This window comes from Variovorax sp. P1_H2 (genome assembly GCF_056405295.1).
The window spans coordinates 1-18,103 of sequence record NZ_JBFUCJ010000130.1; the positions used below are offsets into that span (position 1 = coordinate 1).

The following is an 18,103-nucleotide window of genomic DNA, read 5'->3' on the forward strand; positions in this document are numbered from 1 at the left end:
GGAGAAGGACGGCAGCGCGCACACCAAGGATGCCGACGCCCAGCGCGAGCAGTCGCTCAAGTCGCAGCAGGAGCGGGAGCAGCGCGCCGCCGACCATGCGGCCGGGCGCGCCCAGGCCGCCTCCGAGGCGGCCGACAAGCAGCGCCAGTTCGACGACAAGCAGCGCGCCCATGCAGAGGAGCAGGCGAAGGCGGCGCGTCGGCGCGCCGAGGCCCCGGCGGCACGCCAGGCCTACGAGGAAAAACAGCAGAGGGCCGAGCAGCAGCGCGCCGATAGCGAACGGCGCAAGGCCAACAACACCAAGCCGCGGTCGGCGCCCTTGCCCGAACCCGTGCGCCCCGCCGCACCCTGAGCGCTGCGCGGCTCGAGGCGCCTCTCACTCCTGCGCCGGGAGGTCATCCAGCTTCACGACGACGATCGAGATGTTGTCGCCGCCGCCGTGGGCGCGTCGCCGGGCCTCGGCGACCAGCAGCTCGACGGCTTCGCGCGGCGGCTTCTCGGCCAGCAGTTCGCCCATCTCGATCGGGCTGAAGTAGTGCCACAGTCCGTCGCTGCAGGCCATCATCACGTCGCCGGCCTTCAGCCGGGGGATCAGGTGGACGTCGACCGGCGGCGGCGTCGACTTCATGCCGAGGCAGCCGAGCAGGATGTTGCCCTGGGGATGGACGCTGGCCTCGTCTTCGTCGATCTCGCCGCGATCGACCAGCACCTGGACGTAGGAATGGTCCTTGGTGCGCTTGACCAGCCGGCCTTCGTGGAAGTGATAGATGCGCGAGTCGCCGGCGTGGATCCAGGCGCAGTCGCCCTCCGGGTTCATCAGGAAGGCGGCCAGCGTGCTGTGCGGCTCCTGCTCGCTGGACACCGCCGTGAGCTTGATCACGGTGTGCGCATCCTCCAGCAACTGGCGCAGCAAGGCGACCGGTTCGTCGCGCCCGGGCTTGTAGCGGGTGAATAACTGCTGGGCGGTCAGCAACACCTGGTCGGAGGCCTTGCGTCCGCCGCTGCGCCCGCCCATGCCGTCGGCCACGACCGCCAGCACGCAGCCGGGCGCGCGAGGATGGGTGATGACCAGGACCTGGTCCTGCTGGTAGGGGCGGTCTCCCTTGTGGAGGCCGGTGGCGGCGGCGAGTCGAAAGCCTCGGGTCATGTGGCGCGGTTGCGCCGATGGCGCGGTCTTTGATGTCAAGCTGCAAACGGGACGAAGACGTATTATCGAGCGAACACAAGCCGCAGCCGGATGGTCGCGGCATCGCTTTTCGTACTGCGCCCCCTTGGACTCCAATCTTCACTCATTTTCCCGCCAGCTGATCGAACTGCGGATCGAGCACGCCGACCTCGATGCGACGATCGACCGGCTCGGCGATGTCCTGCCGCAGGACGAACTGCTGCTGCGCCGACTGAAGAAGAGGCGGCTGTCGCTGCGCGACCAGATTGCGCGGCTGGTCGACCTGCTCGACCCGCAAGAGCCTGCCTGATGCCGCTCGAACAAGAGGTGCGCGAGGTCTTCGCGCCGGGCGGGGTGCTCTCGCATGCCGCCGACCAGTTTCGGGAGCGCGAGGGGCAGACCCAGATGGCGCTTGCGGTGGCACGCACCATCGAGCAGGGCGGCCAGCTGGTGGTCGAGGCCGGCACCGGCGTCGGCAAGACCTTCTCCTACCTGGTGCCGGCGCTGCTGAGCGGCGAGCGGGTGCTGCTGTCGACCGCCACCAAGACGCTGCAGGACCAGCTGTTCGGCCGCGACCTGCCGCGGCTGGTCGAGGCGCTGGGCCTGCCAGTGCGCACGGCGCTGCTGAAGGGCCGTGCCAGCTATCTCTGCCTGCATCGGCTCGACCTGGCTCGCCACGACGCCTCGCTGCCCGAGCGCGGCTCGCTGCGCACGCTGGCCAAGATCGAGCAATGGTCCAAGGCCACGCGCACCGGCGACCTGGCCGAACTGCCGGGGCTGGACGAGCGCTCGCCGCTGATCCCGCTGGTCACTTCCACGCGCGAGAACTGCCTCGGGGCCCAATGCCCGCAGTTCAAGCCCTGCCACGTCAACCTGGCGCGGCGCGAGGCCATGGCGGCCGACGTGGTGGTGATCAACCACCATCTCTTCTTTGCCGATCTCGCGGTGCGCGAGTCGGGCATGGCCGAACTGCTGCCGAGCGTGCGCGTGGTGGTGTTCGACGAGGCGCATCAGCTCAACGAGACCGGCGTGCAGTTCCTCGGGGTCCAGCTCGGCACGGGCCAAGCGCTGGATTTCGCTCGCGACCTGTTGGCGGCCGGTCTGCAGCAGGCGCGCGGTCTGGTCGACTGGCAGCAACTGGTGGCGGCGGTCGAGCGCGGCGCCCGCGAGCTGCGCCTGGTGGTCGGCAAGCAGTGGCCGGGTGCCAAGCTGCGCTGGGTGGGCGATGCGCCCGAGGGCCTCCCCGGCCCGGCCTGGCAGCAAGCGCTCGACGCCTTGCAGGAGGCCTTCGCGGACGCTGCGCGCGGGCTCGACACGGTCAGCGAGCTGTCGCCCGATTTCGTCCGCCTGCAAGACCGCGCACAGCAGCTGGCGCAGCGTGCCGAGCGCTTCGCCGAGCCCTGCGCGTCCGGCTCGGTGCGCTGGGTCGACGTCGGCACGCAGCTGCGGCTGGTCGAGTCGCCGCTCGACATCGCCGAGGCGGTGCGCAGCCGGGTGCTCAAGTCGGCTGCCGCGGAGCCCGGGGAAGAGGGTCGCGCCTGGGTGTTCACCTCGGCGACGCTGGGCGACGACCCGAAGCTGCGCTGGTTCACCGAGCCCTGCGGCCTGGAAGACGCCGAGGTGCTGCGGGTGCAGAGTCCCTTCGACTATGCGCGCCAGGCCGCGCTCTACGTGCCGCGGGCCTTTCCGAAGCCCAACGACCCGGCGCACAGCCAGCAGGTGGCCTTGCTGGCCGCGCGCGGGGCCGGCGCGCTGGGCGGCCGGACGCTGGTGCTGACGACCACGCTGCGCGCGCTGCGCGCCATCGGGGACGCCATGAAGGCGCAGTTCGAGCAGCTCGAGGCCGCCACGCGTCCCGAGGTGCTGGTCCAGGGCGAATTGCCAAAGCGGGTACTGATGGACCGGTTTCGCGAAGGCGCCGGCGAGGGGCGTGCCGGTTGCGTGCTGGTGGCCTCGGCCTCGTTCTGGGAGGGCTTCGATGCACCGGGCGATGCGCTGCAGCTGGTGGTGATCGACAAGCTGCCGTTCCCGCCGCCGAACGATCCGCTGGTCGAGGCGCGCTCGCAGCGGCTCGAATCCCAGGGCCGGAGCGCTTTCGGCGAGTATTCACTGCCGGAGGCTGCGGTGTCGCTCAAGCAGGGCGCCGGCCGCCTGATCCGGCGCGAGTCCGATCGGGGCGTGCTGGTGATCTGCGACACGCGACTCGTCGCGATGGGTTACGGAAAGCGCCTGCTGGCGGCACTGCCCCCGATGCGCAGGATCGAGGGCCCGGCCGAGCTGGACGCCGAGATCGCCGCGCTCAAAGGGTAAGGCCCCCACGCTCGTTCACTTCGTGTACTCGCTGCCCCCCGGGGGGGCGCGGTCCGCCTTGGGGCGGCCCGGCGGCGGACCGAGGCCTGAGCCTACGTGCTCACCAGGGCTTCACCAGAGCTTCCACCACGGGTCGTCCTTGGCCCGGAAGCCGCGCGTGAGGTACTCGCTCTGCGGGTAGTTCTTGGTCAGCACGCGCTGGGCGTCGTCGCGCAGGTCGTTCATGCCGAGCTTGTCGTAGGACATGTACATGATGTACAGCGCCTCTTCGAGCGCGGGCACTTCGCGGTAGTCGGCCAGCGCCAGCTGGGCGCGGTTGATGGCCGCCAGGTAGGCGCCGCGGGTGTAGTAGTAGCGCGCCACGTGCACTTCGTACTGCGCCAGCGAGTTGACGATGTAGTTCATGCGCAGCCGCGCATCGGGCGTATAGCGCGACTCGGGGAAGCGGGTGACCAGCTCCTTGAACGATTCGAACGACTCCTTGGCCGCCTTCTGGTCGCGTTCGGACAGGTCCTGGCGCGTCAACCAGGCGAACATGCCGAGGTCGTCGTTGAAGTTGATCACGCCCTTCAGGTAGAGCGCGTAGTCGATCGCCGGGCTCGCCGGGTGCAGCTTCATGAAGCGATCGAGCGTGGCGACGGCCGGTACCTTGTCGCCCGCCTTCCATTGCGCGTAGGCCTTGTCGAGCTGGGCCTGCTGCGCCAGCGGCGTGCCGGCGGCACGGCCCTCGAGCTTCTCGAACAGCGGCACGGCCTTGTCGTAGGCCCCCGAGCTCGATTCGTCCTTGGCCTCCGAATAAATGCGGTTCGGGCTCCAGTTCGCGGTCTTGTCGGTATCGGTCGTCGAGCAGCCGGCCACCAGCCAGGCTGCGGCGCACAGGGCCAGCCAGCCGGGGACGACCGATAATTTGGCGCGAAACATCAGATAAGGCTTTCGTGAAACAGTTGCCCTCGATTATATCGACCGCCCCTCTGGCGGACACTCCGGAGGCGGCCGAGCACGACGAGGGCGCGGAGCTCTCCGCCGCCAGCGAAGTTCGCGCCTTCCAGTTCGGCCCGGCCGAGCACGGCCAGCGGCTGGACCGTGCGCTCGCGGCGCTGGTGCCCGAGTTCTCGCGCAGCTACCTGCAACAGCTCATCGACGCCGGGATGGTCGAGATCCAGGGCCGCGTGCTGACCAAGACCTCGGCCACCGTGCATGCTGGCGAGGCCGGGCGGATCGAGCTGAGGCCGACACCGCAGAGCCAGGCCTTCAAGGCCGAGCCGATGGCCCTCAGCGTGCTGTACGAGGACGATCACCTGCGCATCATCGACAAGCCGGTCGGCCTGGTGGTACATCCGGCCCCTGGCCACTGGAGCGGCACGCTGCTCAACGGCCTGCTGGCGCTCGATCCGCGGGCGGCGCTGCTGCCGCGCGCCGGCATCGTGCACCGGCTCGACCGCGACACCAGCGGGCTGATGGTGGTCGCGCGCAGCCGCCAGGCGATGGACGCCCTGGTGGCCCTGATCGCCGCGCGGGACGTCAAGCGGCAGTACCTGGCGCTCGCCCACCGCGGCTGGCAGGGCGCCCGCGCGCGCCATGTCGATGCCCCGATCGGGCGCGACCCGCGCAATCGGCTGCGCATGGCGGTGGTCGACCTCGAGCGCCATGCGGGCAAACCGGCCCGGACGCTGGTCGAGGCGCTCGACAGCAACGAACAGGGCTGCACGGTGCGCTGCACGCTCGAAACCGGCCGCACCCACCAGATCCGGGTGCACATGGCATCGATCGGGCATCCGCTGGTCGGCGACACGCTCTACGGCGGGGCGGCGGCGGCTGGCCTGACGCGGCAGGCGCTGCATGCCTTCAGGCTGGGTTTTGCGCATCCTGTCACGAACGAACCGATGGAGTTCCGTTCGCCGCCGCCTCCGGACTTGCTTCAGGGTTTCTCCGAATGGGGGCTGGATTACAATCGCGCCTGACGGTCCCGAGGGCCGCGCCGGCCGCCTGATGCCGGCTTTGCGTTGCTTTTCGCCGCGTGCCGGCAACGCCTTCTTCCATCCTTCTGAACAAGCGTCCTCGAGGCGCCTTTTCCTGGATAACGCGAACCATGAATACGGCGGATGCCAAGCGCATTCTCGAAACCGCCTTGATCTGTTCGACCCAGCCGTTGCCGGTGCGCGAACTGCGCGTGCTGTTCGACGACGAACTGGGCGCCGACACGATCAAGTCCCTCTTGCTCGAGCTGCAGGAAGACTGGTCGCAGCGCGGCCTGGAGCTCGTGAGCGTGGGCAGTGGCTGGCGCTTCCAGAGCCGGCCGGAGCTGCGCGACCACCTCGACCGGCTGCACCCCGAGAAGCCGCCGCGCTACACCCGCGCGGTGCTCGAGACGCTGGCGATCATTGCCTATCGGCAACCGGTCACGCGCGGCGACATGGAAGACATCCGCGGCGTCACGATCAACTCGCTGATCCTGAAGCAGCTCGAGGACCGCAACTGGGTCGAGGTGATCGGCCATCGCGAAACCGTCGGCCGGCCCGCGCTCTATGCGACGACGCGCCAGTTTCTCGACGACCTGGGCCTGGCGTCGCTGGACCAGCTGCCGCTGATCGAGTCGCCGGCGCAGCAGGGGGCCCTGATCGACGCGCTTGGCCAGGCTGCGGGCGAGGATCAGCCGGCGCTTCCGATGGACGAATTGCCGGTCGACGAAATGCCGGTCGACCCATTGCCGGCCGAAGGTCCGTCGACCGGCGATCTGCTGACCGAGCCTGAAGCCGAAGCCTTCGAAGCGCCCGAACCCGCCGCCCCGTTCTCCTTGCCCGTCGGCGCCGAAGTTGCGCCCGACGAGGCCGACACCACCGCTGTCCCTTCCGGAACCCGACCATGAGCCCCATTGATCCCAATGATGCAGCCGCGCTGCCGGCCGACGCCGTTTCCGAAGCGCCTGCGAGCGAGACGCCCGCAGAGGCCGTGGAAGGCGCTGCCGCCCCGCGCAAGCGCCGCCCCCGCAAGCCGAAAGCGGTCGTGCCGCAAGCCGTGGCCGCTGAAGAGCCATCGGCCGAGGCTGTTGCCCCGGCGGTCGAACCGGCGGCCGTCGTCGAGCCGGTCGCCGAGGCCATCGCGGTGCCGCCTGCGCAGCCGGTCGAGGCGCGCGTTGCCGAGGCCGCGGCACGGGACGACGAGAAAGATGAGGATGAAGATGAGGAAGAGCCGGACGAGGAAGAGGATGACCTCGATCGCGCCCGCCGTGCCGCCGAGCGCGAGCAGCGCAACGCGCCGCCGCCCGAGCCGATCCGCTTTGCCGACGTCATCTCCGGCCAGTTCGATGCCGACGAGGAGAGCCCCGAGGTGCCGCCGCTCAAGCGCGTGCTGCTGCCCGAGGCCGATTCGCCCAAGCTCCACAAGGTGCTGGCCCAGGCCGGCCTGGGCTCGCGGCTCGAGATGGAGCAGCTGATCCTGCAGGGACGCATCTCCGTCAACAACGAGCCGGCCCACATCGGCCAGCGCATCCAGTACGGCGACCAGGTCAAGATCAACGGCAAGCCGATCCGCTACCGTATCGCGCCGCCGCCGGCGCGCGTGATCGCCTATCACAAGCCGGTCGGCGAAGTCGTGACGCACGACGATCCGCAGAACCGCCCGACCGTGTTCCGCAAGCTGCCGCGACTGCAGCAAGGCAAGTGGCAGTCGGTCGGCCGGCTCGACTTGAACACCGAGGGCCTGCTGCTGTTCACGAGCTCGGGCGAACTGGCCAACCAGCTGATGCATCCGCGTTTCGGCCTCGAGCGCGAGTACGCGGTGCGCGTGCTCGGCGCGCTGAGCGCCGAGGAGAAGAAGCGCCTGCTCGAAGGCGTGCGGCTGGACGACGGCATGGCCCAGTTCGGCACCATCGAGGACGGCGGCGGCGAAGGCTCCAACTGCTGGTACCGCGTCACCATTTCCGAAGGCCGCAACCGCGAGGTGCGCCGCCTGTTCGAATCGGTCGGCCACGCGGTCAGCCGGCTGATCCGCATCCGCTACGGCGCCATGGTGCTGCCGCGCGGGCTCAAGCGCGGCGCCTGGATGGAGCTCGACGAGCGTGACATCCAGGCCCTGTTCCAGGCCGCTGGCGGCGCTGGCGAACGGGCGCCCCGGCACGGCGCGGGCCCCAAGGGCCAAGGGCCCGGGCAGGACGGCGGTGGCCGCAACCGGAATCGCAACAAGCGCCGCGGCAATCGCAACGGCGGTGCGGCCGGCGAGCAGGGCGAAGGGCGCGAGTCGATCCCGAATCCGCTGGCCCACGGCCCGGGTGCGCGCTCCGAGCGCGGCGGCGGCAAGGGTCCGTCCCAGGGGCGCCGCAATGGCCGCGGCGACCGGCAAGGGCAGGGACCCGGCGCGCCGCAACAGGGTCGCAACCGCCAGGGAGAGGACCGGGCGCCCGGCGGCGCCAACCAGCCCGATCCGATGAAGACCTCGCTCGGCTACATCGGCACCGACAGCTTCTCGCGCCAGCGCAAGGAGCAGCGCCAGGGGCCGCGTCGTGGCGGGCCCGGCGGCGGCGGCGGTGGCGGCAATTTCGGCGGCCCGGGCGGCGGGCGTCGCCGCGGCCGCTGATTTTCGGCACCTCGGCACGGCCTTTCTCCCGCTGACGACGGGGGAAGGCCTTCGCGCCGGTTAAAATCAGAGGCTTTGTCAAGGCTTGCAACCCGCATGTCGCGGMTCTGACGGAACCCATTCAGATTCAAGCTCTCAGGAAAACACTTCAATGGCCATCGAACGCACCCTCTCCATCATCAAGCCCGACGCTGTCGCCAAGAACGTCATCGGCAAGATCGTCTCCCGCTTCGAGGCTGCCGGCCTCAAGATCGTGGCCGCCAAGCTGATCCACCTGTCGCGCGCCGAAGCCGAGCAGTTCTACGCGGTGCACAAGGAGCGTCCCTTCTTCAAGGACCTGGTCGAGTTCATGATCTCCGGCCCGGTGTTCGTGCAGGCGCTCGAAGGCGACAACGCCATCGCCAAGAACCGTGACCTGATGGGCGCGACCGACCCCAAGAAGGCTGCTCCCGGCACCATCCGCGCCGACTTCGCCGACAGCATCGATGCCAACGCGGTGCACGGCTCCGACGCGCCCGAGACGGCCCAGGTCGAGATCGCCTTCTTCTTCGCCGGCCTGAACGTCTACGCCCGATAAATGGCTCTCCCCCAGGTTGGCTCACTTCGTGTAGCCGCCCACCCCCTCGCCGGGGGCAACACCAGCGGCCCGGCAAAGCCGGTTCCGCGGTGTTCCTGGCATGGCGTGCCTGCGGGCTCGTCGGGACCTGTGTGGGTGTTCGCAACTTGGGGTTGATATGACCACGGCCAACCTGCTCGACTTCGATCTGGAGGGATTGGCCGCGTTCTGCGAACGGCTGGGAGAAAAGCGCTTCCGCGCGACGCAGCTGTTCCGCTGGATCCACCAGCGGGGCGCGAGCGATTTCGCGCAGATGACCGACCTGGCCAAGTCGCTGCGCGAGAAGCTCGCGACCAGCGCCAGGATCGAGGCGCTGCCGGTCATCACGCAGCACGAGTCCGCCGACGGCACCATCAAGTGGCTGTTCGATGTCGGTGACGGCAACGCGGTCGAGGCCGTGTTCATTCCCGAGGACGACCGCGGCACGCTGTGCGTGTCCTCGCAGGCCGGCTGTGCCGTCGGCTGCCGCTTCTGCTCGACCGGCCACCAGGGCTTCAGCCGCAACCTGACCACCGGCGAGATCACCGCCCAGCTGTGGTTTGCCGAGCATTTCCTGCGCAGGCACCTGGGCCGCGCCGAACGCGTAATCTCCAACGTGGTGATGATGGGCATGGGCGAGCCGCTGCAGAACTATGCGGCGCTGGTGCCGGCGCTGCGCACCATGCTCGACGACAACGCCTACGGCCTCTCGCGCCGCCGCGTGACGGTGTCGACCTCTGGCGTGGTGCCGATGATCGACCGGCTCGGCGGCGATTGCCCGGTGGCGCTCGCCGTGTCGCTGCACGCGCCCAACGATGCGCTGCGCGACGACCTCGTGCCGCTGAACCGCAAGTATCCGATTGCCGAACTGCTCGAGGCCTGCAAGCGCTACCTCGCGCACGCGCCGCGCGACTTCATCACTTTCGAGTACTGCATGCTCGACGGTGTCAACGACCAGCCCGAGCATGCGCGGCAGCTGCTCGCGCTCGTGCGCTCGTCCGGCGTGTCCTGCAAGTTCAACCTGATTCCCTTCAATCCCTTTCCGGCGTCGGGCCTGCTGCGTTCGCCGCAAGCCCGGGTCCTGGCCTTCGCCAAGGTGCTGAGCGAGGCAGGCATCGTCACCACGGTGCGCAAGACGCGCGGCGACGACATCGATGCCGCCTGCGGCCAACTGGCCGGCGACGTCAAGGACCGTACCCATGCGGCCGAGCGCATGGCGCAGCGGCGCACCGTGATCCTGCATCCGGCCCCTCCCAGGGCCGCCACCCCCACTGCCGAGGAGCAATGATCCGATGAGCAAGGCCTTTTCGAATGCACGCGCGCTGGTGCTGCAGGTGTCCTGCGGCGTCGCTGCAGTCTTCCTGCTGGCTGGCTGCATCAACACCCGCAATGGCGTGCTGCAGACTTCGGCCAACAAGGACGCGGCCATCGTGACGGACTCCGACGAGACCAACGGCCGCAAGCGCGCCAAGCTGCGAATCGAGCTGGCCATCGGCTATTTCCAGCAAGGCCAGACCACGGTCGCGCTCGACGAGATCAAGCAGGCGCTGGCGGCGGACCCGAACTTCGCCGACGCCTACAACCTGCGCGGCCTGGTCTACATGCGGCTCGACGACCCCGCGCAGGCCGAAKACAGCTTCCGCCGCGCGATCGCGCTCGATCCGCGCGAACCCAACGTGCTTCACAACTACGGCTGGCTGCTGTGCCAGCAGAACCGTTTCGCCGACGCGCAGCAGCAGTTCAATGCCGCGCTCGCGGTGCCCAACTACACGGACCGCGCCAAGACGCTGATGACGCAGGGCGTCTGCCAGCTGAAGGCCGGGCAGCGTGCCGAAGCCGAGCGCAGCCTGATGCAGGCCTACGAGATCGACGCCGGCAATCCGGTGATCGGCTACAACCTGGCGTCGATCCTGGTCCAGCGCAACGACTGGTCGCGGGCGCAGTTCTACATCCGCCGCGTCAACAACAGTCCGTCGGCCAGCGCCGAGACCCTGTGGCTCGGCATCAAGATCGAACGCCAGCTCGGCAACCGCGAGGCGGTGGCGCAACTGGCGGCCCAGTTGCAACGGCGCTTCCCCCAGTCGCGGGAGACGATTGCGTACGAGCGCGGAAATTTCAATGATTGAGYGAGCGAGTGAATTCGGTGCTTCGGCCGCCGTGCCCCTGGTCGGTGGCGACAGCACGAACATGACGGCCGGCGACATGCTGCGCGAGGCGCGGGAAGCCCACGGTCTGCACATCGACATGGTGGCGGCGGCGCTCAAGGTGTCGCCGCGGAAGCTGGCCGCGCTCGAGGCCGGCGACATCGAGGCTCTGCCCGACGCGGTGTTCGCCCGTGCGCTGGCCGCCAGCGTGTGCCGGGCGCTCAGGATCGATCCGGCGCCGGTGCTGGCCAAGCTGCCGGGCGCGCAGCGGCCCGGGCTGGCGGATGCCGATCGCACCATCAGCAAGAGCCTCAAATCGGCGGCGCCGCGTTCCGGCGGGGGCGGCGGCGGCTTGCCCTCGCGCCCCTTGCTGACCGTGGTCGTGCTGTTGCTGCTCGGGGCCGCGGTGCTGTTCTGGTTGCCGCAATCGGCGTTCGACCAGCTCGGCGCGGCCTTTTCGCGCCTGAGCTCGCCCAGCGAACCGGGCGCTCCGACGCCCACGGCATCCACTGAAGCGCCGGCACCGGCCGGCATGGCGGTCGAGCCTTCGGCCGCGCCCAATGCACCGCCGGTCCTGCCGCCGCCGGCCGCGACTGCGCCCGTCGAGGCCATGGCGGCGGCGGAAGCGCCGGCTGCGGCCGTCGGCAACGACCTGATCGTCTTCGTCGCCCGCGACGAATCCTGGATCACGGTGACCGAGGCCGGCGGCAAGCAACTGATCCGGCGCACGGTCAAGGCCGGCGAGACCGTCGGGCTGACGGGGGCCTTGCCGCTGCAGGTCGTGGTCGGCCGGGCGTCGGCGGTCGACGTGCGCGTTCGCGGAAAGGCCTTCGACCTCACGCCGCTCGCGCGTTCCGGCGGCGTGGCACGCTTCGAAGTCAAACCCTGATCGGAGCCTTTCATGACCGATGCATCGAACCCCCTCGGCTGCCTGCCGATCGAAGCCGCCGCGCCCCGGCCGCGGCGCTCGCGCCAGGCCCTCGTGGTCTGGGGGCCCCGCACGGTCACCGTGGGCGGCGACGCGCCGGTGCGCGTCCAGTCGATGACCAACACYGACACCGTCGACGCCATCGGCACCGCGATCCAGGTCAAGGAACTGGCGCTCGCCGGCTCCGAGATGGTCCGCATCACGGTCAACACGCCCGAGGCCGCGGCCCAGGTACCCTACATCCGCGAGCAGCTCGACCGCATGGGCGTCGACGTCCCGCTGATCGGCGACTTCCACTACAACGGCCACCGCCTGCTGACCGACTATCCGGCCTGCGCCGAGGCGCTCAGCAAGTACCGGATCAATCCCGGCAACGTGGGCAAGGGTGACAAGAGGGACAAGCAGTTCGGCCAGATGATCGACGCCGCGATGCGCTGGAACAAGCCGGTGCGCATCGGCGTCAACTGGGGCAGCCTCGACCAGGAACTGCTGGCCAGCCTGATGGACACCAACAGCGCCCGCGCCGAACCCTGGGATGCCAAGTCGGTGATGTACGAGGCGCTGGTGACGTCGGCGATCGATTCCGCGAAGCTCGCCGAATCGATGGGCATGGCCGGCAACCAGATCATCCTGAGCTGCAAGGTGAGCGGCGTGCAGGACCTGATCTCGGTCTACCGCGAACTCGCGCGCCGCTGCGACTACACGCTGCACCTGGGCCTGACCGAAGCCGGCATGGGCACCAAGGGAACGGTGGCTTCGGCGACCGCGCTGTCGATCCTGCTGCAGGAGGGGATCGGTGACACGATCCGTGTCTCGCTGACCCCGCAGCCCGGCGAATCGCGCACCCAGGAGGTGCTGATCGCCAACGAGATCCTGCAGGCGCTGGGCCTGCGCGTGTTCGTGCCGAGCGTCACCGCCTGCCCGGGGTGCGGGCGCACCACCAGCACCACCTTTCAGGAGCTGGCCAAGCAGATCGACGACTATCTGCGCATGCAGATGCCGGTCTGGCGCACCCAATATCCGGGCGTCGAGACCATGAAGGTGGCCGTCATGGGCTGCATCGTCAACGGTCCGGGCGAGAGCAAGCACGCCGACATCGGCATCAGCCTGCCCGGCACCGGCGAGACGCCGGCGGCGCCGGTCTTCATCGACGGCGAAAAGGCCCTCACGCTGCGCGGCGACAACATCGCCAACGACTTTCACCAGCTGGTCGAAACCTACATTCAAAAACGCTTCGGCAGCGGCATCGCTTCCGAAGTCGCCTGAGCTCCATCCATGGCTGAAAAAATCAGTGCCGTCAAAGGCATGAACGACATATTGCCGCCCGATTCGGCGCGCTGGGAATGGCTCGAAGCCATCGTGCGCGACCTGATGGGGCGCTACGCATACCGCAACATCCGCACCCCGATCCTCGAGCAGACGGCCTTGTTCGTGCGCGGCATCGGCGAGGTCACCGACATCGTCGAGAAGGAGATGTACTCGTTCGAGGACAAGCTCAACGGCGAGGCGCTGACGCTGCGGCCCGAGAACACCGCCAGCGTGGTGCGCGCCGTGACCGAGCATTCGCTGCTCTACGACGGCGGCAAGCGACTCTGGTACATGGGCCCGATGTTCCGCCACGAGCGTCCGCAGCGCGGGCGCTACCGGCAGTTCCACCAGATCGGTGCCGAGGCGCTGGGCTTCGCCGGCCCGGACGTCGACGCCGAGCTGATCCTGCTCGCCGGCGCGCTCTGGAAGGCGCTGGGCCTCGCCGACGTGCGGCTCGAGCTCAACAGCCTGGGCCAGCCGGCCGAGCGGGCCCTGCACCGCACGCAACTGATCGCGCACTTCGAGCGCCACGCCGAGCAGCTCGACGAGGACGGCAAGCGCCGGCTGCACAGCAACCCGTTGCGCATCCTCGACACCAAGAACCCGGCCATGAAGGACGTCGTCGAGTCGGCGCCGAAGCTGATGGATTTCCTGGGCGCCGAGTCGCTGGCGCATTTCAACGGCCTGCGCGCGATCCTCGATGCCAACGGCATCGCCTACACGATCAACCCGCGGCTGGTTCGCGGCCTGGACTACTACAACCTCAGCGTGTTCGAGTTCGTGACCGACCGCCTCGGCGCGCAGGGGACGGTCTGCGCGGGCGGCCGCTACGACGACCTGATCGTGCAGATCGGCGGCAAGGCGGCGCCGGCGGTCGGCTGGGCGCTCGGCGTCGAACGCGTGCTCGAGCTCGTGAAGGAGCAGGGCACGCCGATCCCGCAGCCGGTGCCCGATGTCTATGCGGTGGTGCCCGACGCGGCGGCGATGCCGGTGGCGCTGCGCACCCTGCAGCAGCTGCGCGACGCCGGCCTGCGGGCCCAGATGCACGCGGCCACGGCCGACGGCCTGGGCAGCTTCAAGTCGCAGTTCAAGAAGGCCGACGCCAGCGGTGCCGCGCATGCGCTGGTCTTCGGCGCCGACGAGCTGGCCCGCGGCGAGGTCACGGTCAAGGCGCTGCGCGACGGCAGCGGCGCGCAGACCGCCCGGCCGCTGGGCGACGTGGCCGCCTGGGCCGCCACCCTACAATCCTCGGCTCCCAGGGAAACGCCGGGCCGCTCCCAAGTTTCCCTGCCCCCCTCGGGGGGCGGACTCGGCGAGCCGAGTCCTGGGGGCTCTTCAACCAACTCATAGCGCATGGCCACCCATCTCGACCTCGAAGAACAGGAACAGCTCGACCAGCTCAAGCATTTCTGGAATACCTACGGCACCCTGATCACCTGGGTCGTGCTGCTCGCGGCCGGTGCCTTCGTGGCCTGGAACGGCTGGCAGTATTTCCAGCGCACCAAGGCCTTGCAGGCATCGGCGCTCTATGACGAGGTCGAGCGCAGTGCGCAGGCCGGCGACACCGCCCGCATCGAGCGCGCGCTGGCCGACATGAAGGACAAGTTCGCAGGCACCGCCTACGCCCAGCAGGCCGGCCTGCTGGCGGCGCGGGCCCTGTACGACAAGGGCAATGCCGACGGCTCGCGCGCCGCGCTGGCCTGGGTCTCGGAGCACGCGGTCGATCCGGGCTACCAGGCGGTCGCCAGGCTTCGGCTGGCGGGCGAGCTGCTCGAGGCCAAGCAGTACGATGAGGCCCTGAAGGCGCTCTCGGGCAGCGTGCCGAAGGAATTCGATGCGCTGGTGGCCGATCGCAAGGGCGACATCTACCTCACGCAGGGCAAGCGCGACGAGGCCAAGGCCGAGTACCTCAAGGCACTGGCCGCCTTCGAACCGGGCGCCGACTACCGCCGCCTGGTCGAGATCAAGCTCAACGCCGTCGGCGTCGACCCGAAGAGCCTGGCTCCGGTGGCCGCCGGCGCTGCATCTCCAGCCAAGACCACACCATGAATTTGAAGCGTTATCCGATTTTGGCGCCCGCCTTGCGCATCGGGGCTGCCGCGGCCCTGGTCGCAGCCCTGGCGGCCTGTTCCGGCACGGCCCGGCCGAAGCCCGCCGAACTGCCGCCCAACGTGGCGCAGATGGGCATCAAGCAGGCCTGGACCATCAAGATCCCGAAGGTCGAATTCCCGCTGTCCACGGTCGTCAACGGCGACCAGATCGCGGTCGCCGGCAGCGACGGCACGGTGGTCGTGATCGACGCCCGTGCCGGCACCGAGATCTGGCGCGCGAGCGTTGGCGCACCGCTGGCTGCCGGCATCGGCAGCGACGGCCGGACGGTCGCCGTGGTCACGGCCAACAGCGAACTGGTGGCGCTGGAGGCCGGCAAGGTGCTCTGGAAGGAGCGCCTCACGGCCCAGGCCTACACGCCGCCGCTGGTGGCGGGCCGCCGCATCTTCGTCCAGGCCGCGGATCGCACGACCAGCGCCTGGGACGGCCAGAGCGGGCGTCGCCTGTGGTCGCAGCAGCGCACCGCCGAAAACCTGGTGCTGAAGAAGCCCGGCGTCCTGCTGGCCGTGGGCGACACCCTGGTCGCCGGCGTCGGCGGCCGGCTGGTCGGCATCAATCCGTCCAACGGCTCGTCGCGCTGGGAGTCGCCGATCGCGGCGCCGCGCGGCACCAACGACGTTGAGCGCCTGGTCGACCTGACCGGGACCGTGAGCCGCCAGGGCGACGTGGTCTGCGCGCGGGCCTATTTCGCCAGCATCGGCTGTGTCGACACCAGCCGCGGCGCGTTGCTCTGGACCAAGCCGGCGGTGGGTGCCGACGGCGTCGGCGGCGACGACCGCTTCGTCTTCGGCACCGAGGACAGTGGCGTCGTGGTGGCCTGGCGCCGCGCCGACGGCGAACGCGCCTGGCAGCAGGCCGACCTGCTCAAGTACCGCGTCCTGACGGCGCCGCTGGCGGTCGGCCGCTCGCTGGTCATCGGCGACAGCACCGGCCTCGTTCACGTGCTCTCGCGCGACGACGGCAAGCCGCTGAACCGCCTGAATCCCGATGGCTCGGCCATCGCATCGACGCCGGTGCTGGCCGGCAACACGGTCGTGGTCGTCACCCGCAATGGCGGCGTGTTCGGCTATCGGCCCGAGTAATCAAGTGAAAGGACGCCTTCCATGAAGCCGGTCATCGCACTGGTCGGGCGTCCCAACGTCGGGAAGTCGACCCTGTTCAACCGCCTGACGCAGACGCGCGACGCCATCGTCGCCGACTTGGCGGGCCTCACGCGCGACCGCCACTACGGCAACGGCCGCCTCGGCAAGCACGAGTTCATCGTGATCGACACCGGCGGCTTCGAGCCCGACGCCGGCAGCGGCATCTTCAAGGAGATGGCCAAGCAGACCCGGCAGGCCGTGGCCGAGGCCGATGTCGTGATCTTCGTGGTCGATGCGCGGGAAGGGCTGTCGGCCCAGGACCACGACATCGCGAACGAACTGCGCCGGCTCGGCAAGCCCTGCCTGCTGGTGGCCAACAAGGCCGAGGGCATGCACGACGGCACCCGGCTGGTCGACTTCTACGAGCTCGGCTTCGGCGAGGTGCATGGCATCTCGGCGGCCCACGGACAGGGGATCCGCGACCTGGTCGAACTCGCGCTCGAGCCGCTCGCGCTGCCCGAGCCCGAGGAAGACGCCGAAGAAGATCCCAACAAACCGATCAAGCTGGCGGTCGCGGGCCGTCCCAACGTCGGCAAGTCGACCCTGATCAACACCTGGCTGGGCGAGGAGCGCCTGGTCGCCTTCGACCTGCCGGGCACCACGCGCGACGCGATCTCGGTCCCCTTCGAGCGCAACGGCCAGCGCTTCGAACTGATCGATACCGCCGGCCTGCGCCGCAAGGGCAAGGTCTTCGAGGCGATCGAGAAGTTCTCGGTGGTCAAGACGCTGCAGGCCATCGAATCGGCCAACGTCGTGCTGCTGCTGCTGGATGCCACCCAGGGCGTGACCGACCAGGACGCCCATATCGCCGGCTACATCCTCGAGAGCGGCCGGGCGGTGGTGATCGCGATCAACAAGTGGGATGCGGTCGACAGCTACCAGCGCGAGCAGATCCAGCGCCAGATCGAGACCCGGCTGCCGTTCCTGAAGTTCGCCTCGCTGCATTTCATTTCCGCCATCAAGCGGCAGGGGCTGGGCCCGGTCTGGCAATCGATCGCGCAGGCCCACAAGTCGGCCACCCGCAAGATGTCGACGCCGGTGCTGACGCGGCTGCTGCTCGAGGCGGTGCAATTCCAGGCGCCGAAGCGCTCGGGCATGTTCCGTCCGAAGATGCGCTACGCGCACCAGGGCGGCATGAACCCGCCGATCATCATCATCCACGGCAATTCACTGGAGCACGTCACCGAGGCTTACAAGCGCTTTCTCGAAGGGCGCTTCCGCAAGGAATTCGACCTCGTCGGCACGCCGCTGCGGATCCAGCTCAAGACATCGAGCAATCCGTACGCCGACAAGGACGACTGAGCGAACCCCCGCGCTCCCTCACTTCGTGGGGTCACCCGGCGTTGCCGCGAGGCGGCGGCACGGGACGCGTCGACCTGCGACTTGGCTGCCATTGAGCGCCGATGAGCGGCGTCGAGCGCGGAAGTTCCAGCTTTCGGTGGCGTTATTTTTCAAAGGCCATTGGACTTATATGCTGCGGCGCAGAACCGCTGTGTTAAGGTGATCGGTCCAACAACATCTCTTGAACACGGAGAATATCGTGAGCAATAAAGGGCAGCTTCTTCAAGACCCGTTTCTGAACACCTTGCGTCGCGAGCACGTGCCGGTTTCGATCTACCTGGTCAACGGCATCAAGTTGCAAGGCCAGATCGAGTCCTTCGACCAGTACGTCGTGTTGCTTCGCAACACGGTGACCCAGATGGTCTACAAGCACGCCATCTCCACCATCGTGCCGGGTCGGGCCGTCAACTTCTCGGCTGCCGAGAACGACGACACCGCCGCCTGAACGGCGCGAAGCGCGGCGGTTCACCCGCCGCGCTCTTTCATATG

Annotated in this window: 17 protein-coding genes and 1 pseudogene; 16 read left to right on the forward strand and 2 right to left on the reverse strand. The window is 69.0% G+C overall.

The features are described 5' to 3' along the window. A pseudogene (locus AC1D2E_RS30110) lies at positions 1–352 on the forward strand (hypothetical protein); the annotation flags it as partial. Between the two features lie 24 nt (positions 353–376). Here the strand turns inward: AC1D2E_RS30110 and AC1D2E_RS30115 are convergent. After that, entirely contained in the window at positions 377–1,147 is a 771-nt protein-coding gene (locus AC1D2E_RS30115; RefSeq protein ID WP_478200795.1) for a PP2C family protein-serine/threonine phosphatase, read from the reverse strand. Positions 1,148–1,271: 124 nt separating this feature from the next. Between AC1D2E_RS30115 and AC1D2E_RS30120 the strand changes: the two genes are divergently transcribed. Together AC1D2E_RS30120 and AC1D2E_RS30125 are read left to right on the forward strand one after the other, a co-directional pair. Then, positions 1,272–1,475, forward strand: coding sequence for a DUF465 domain-containing protein (locus tag AC1D2E_RS30120; RefSeq protein WP_478178297.1), 204 nt, complete (start codon positions 1,272–1,274; stop codon positions 1,473–1,475). Beyond that, on the forward strand, positions 1,475–3,475 hold the full coding sequence (locus AC1D2E_RS30125; protein ID WP_478200796.1) for an ATP-dependent DNA helicase: 2,001 nt from the start codon (positions 1,475–1,477) through the stop codon (positions 3,473–3,475). Before AC1D2E_RS30120 ends, AC1D2E_RS30125 begins: the two co-directional genes overlap by 1 nt. A gap of 111 nt (positions 3,476–3,586) precedes the next feature. Here the strand turns inward: AC1D2E_RS30125 and AC1D2E_RS30130 are convergent, their stop codons facing one another. Further along, positions 3,587–4,396 (reverse strand): outer membrane protein assembly factor BamD, encoded by an 810-nt coding sequence (locus AC1D2E_RS30130; RefSeq protein WP_478200797.1) that lies wholly within the window; start codon positions 4,394–4,396, stop codon positions 3,587–3,589. Positions 4,397–4,410: 14 nt separating this feature from the next. Here AC1D2E_RS30130 and AC1D2E_RS30135 point away from each other — a divergent pair, with 14 nt between their 5' ends. The 13 genes from AC1D2E_RS30135 (at position 4,411) to hfq (ending at position 18,059) form a co-directional block, all read left to right on the forward strand. Next, positions 4,411–5,436 (forward strand): RluA family pseudouridine synthase, encoded by a 1,026-nt coding sequence (locus AC1D2E_RS30135; RefSeq protein WP_478200798.1) that lies wholly within the window; start codon positions 4,411–4,413, stop codon positions 5,434–5,436. A 128-nt stretch (positions 5,437–5,564) separates the two neighbouring features. Further along, positions 5,565–6,341 carry an SMC-Scp complex subunit ScpB gene (gene scpB, locus AC1D2E_RS30140; RefSeq protein WP_478200799.1) on the forward strand — a complete coding sequence of 259 codons (777 nt, stop codon included), beginning with the start codon at positions 5,565–5,567 and terminating at the stop codon, positions 6,339–6,341. Then, entirely contained in the window at positions 6,338–8,047 is a 1,710-nt protein-coding gene (locus AC1D2E_RS30145; protein WP_478200800.1) for a pseudouridine synthase, read from the forward strand. Before scpB ends, AC1D2E_RS30145 begins: the two co-directional genes overlap by 4 nt. Positions 8,048–8,198: 151 nt before the next feature. Continuing rightward, a complete protein-coding gene (gene ndk / locus AC1D2E_RS30150; protein ID WP_286368174.1) occupies positions 8,199–8,624 on the forward strand; it encodes a nucleoside-diphosphate kinase in 426 nt (141 codons plus the stop codon). Positions 8,625–8,781: 157 nt separating this feature from the next. After that, positions 8,782–9,930 carry a dual-specificity RNA methyltransferase RlmN gene (gene rlmN / locus AC1D2E_RS30155; RefSeq protein ID WP_478200801.1) on the forward strand — a complete coding sequence of 383 codons (1,149 nt, stop codon included), beginning with the start codon at positions 8,782–8,784 and terminating at the stop codon, positions 9,928–9,930. 4 nt (positions 9,931–9,934) lie between these two features. Then, complete coding sequence (gene pilW, locus AC1D2E_RS30160; RefSeq protein ID WP_478200802.1) at positions 9,935–10,768, forward strand: type IV pilus biogenesis/stability protein PilW; 834 nt, start codon at positions 9,935–9,937, stop codon at positions 10,766–10,768. Then, the gene (locus tag AC1D2E_RS30165; RefSeq protein ID WP_478200803.1) at positions 10,761–11,675 is read left to right on the forward strand and encodes a helix-turn-helix domain-containing protein; all 915 of its coding nucleotides are present in this window, start codon (positions 10,761–10,763) and stop codon (positions 11,673–11,675) included. The genes pilW and AC1D2E_RS30165 overlap by 8 nt, the downstream gene beginning before the upstream one ends. A gap of 12 nt (positions 11,676–11,687) precedes the next feature. Continuing rightward, a complete protein-coding gene (gene ispG, locus AC1D2E_RS30170; protein WP_478200804.1) occupies positions 11,688–12,980 on the forward strand; it encodes a flavodoxin-dependent (E)-4-hydroxy-3-methylbut-2-enyl-diphosphate synthase in 1,293 nt (430 codons plus the stop codon). Between the two features lie 9 nt (positions 12,981–12,989). Further along, complete coding sequence (hisS, locus tag AC1D2E_RS30175; protein ID WP_478200805.1) at positions 12,990–14,372, forward strand: histidine--tRNA ligase; 1,383 nt, start codon at positions 12,990–12,992, stop codon at positions 14,370–14,372. A 3-nt stretch (positions 14,373–14,375) separates the two neighbouring features. Continuing rightward, positions 14,376–15,071: a YfgM family protein gene (locus AC1D2E_RS30180; protein ID WP_478200806.1), complete on the forward strand. Its 696-nt coding sequence runs from the start codon at positions 14,376–14,378 to the stop codon at positions 15,069–15,071. Then, positions 15,068–16,213 carry an outer membrane protein assembly factor BamB gene (gene bamB, locus AC1D2E_RS30185; protein ID WP_478200807.1) on the forward strand — a complete coding sequence of 382 codons (1,146 nt, stop codon included), beginning with the start codon at positions 15,068–15,070 and terminating at the stop codon, positions 16,211–16,213. The genes AC1D2E_RS30180 and bamB overlap by 4 nt, the downstream gene beginning before the upstream one ends. Before the next feature lie 21 nt (positions 16,214–16,234). Continuing rightward, positions 16,235–17,575 carry a ribosome biogenesis GTPase Der gene (gene der, locus AC1D2E_RS30190; RefSeq protein ID WP_478200808.1) on the forward strand — a complete coding sequence of 447 codons (1,341 nt, stop codon included), beginning with the start codon at positions 16,235–16,237 and terminating at the stop codon, positions 17,573–17,575. A gap of 238 nt (positions 17,576–17,813) precedes the next feature. Beyond that, positions 17,814–18,059, forward strand: a complete 246-nt coding sequence (hfq, locus tag AC1D2E_RS30195; RefSeq protein WP_093123058.1) for an RNA chaperone Hfq — start codon at positions 17,814–17,816, stop codon at positions 18,057–18,059. Positions 18,060–18,103 lie beyond the last annotated feature (44 nt).

Bases quoted from the DNA above. Each gene is read 5' to 3' on its own strand.
- der (WP_478200808.1), top strand. From the start codon at position 16,235: ATGAAGCCGGTCATCGCACTGGTCGGGCGTCCCAACGTCGGGAAGTCG.
- AC1D2E_RS30125 (WP_478200796.1), top strand. From the start codon at position 1,475: ATGCCGCTCGAACAAGAGGTGCGCGAGGTCTTCGCGCCGGGCGGGGTG.
- ndk (WP_286368174.1), top strand. From the start codon at position 8,199: ATGGCCATCGAACGCACCCTCTCCATCATCAAGCCCGACGCTGTCGCC.
- AC1D2E_RS30130 (WP_478200797.1), bottom strand. From the start codon at position 4,396: ATGTTTCGCGCCAAATTATCGGTCGTCCCCGGCTGGCTGGCCCTGTGC.
- scpB (WP_478200799.1), top strand. From the start codon at position 5,565: ATGAATACGGCGGATGCCAAGCGCATTCTCGAAACCGCCTTGATCTGT.
- hisS (WP_478200805.1), top strand. From the start codon at position 12,990: ATGGCTGAAAAAATCAGTGCCGTCAAAGGCATGAACGACATATTGCCG.
- AC1D2E_RS30115 (WP_478200795.1), bottom strand. From the start codon at position 1,147: ATGACCCGAGGCTTTCGACTCGCCGCCGCCACCGGCCTCCACAAGGGA.
- AC1D2E_RS30145 (WP_478200800.1), top strand. From the start codon at position 6,338: ATGAGCCCCATTGATCCCAATGATGCAGCCGCGCTGCCGGCCGACGCC.
- rlmN (WP_478200801.1), top strand. From the start codon at position 8,782: ATGACCACGGCCAACCTGCTCGACTTCGATCTGGAGGGATTGGCCGCG.
- AC1D2E_RS30180 (WP_478200806.1), top strand. From the start codon at position 14,376: ATGGCCACCCATCTCGACCTCGAAGAACAGGAACAGCTCGACCAGCTC.
- bamB (WP_478200807.1), top strand. From the start codon at position 15,068: ATGAATTTGAAGCGTTATCCGATTTTGGCGCCCGCCTTGCGCATCGGG.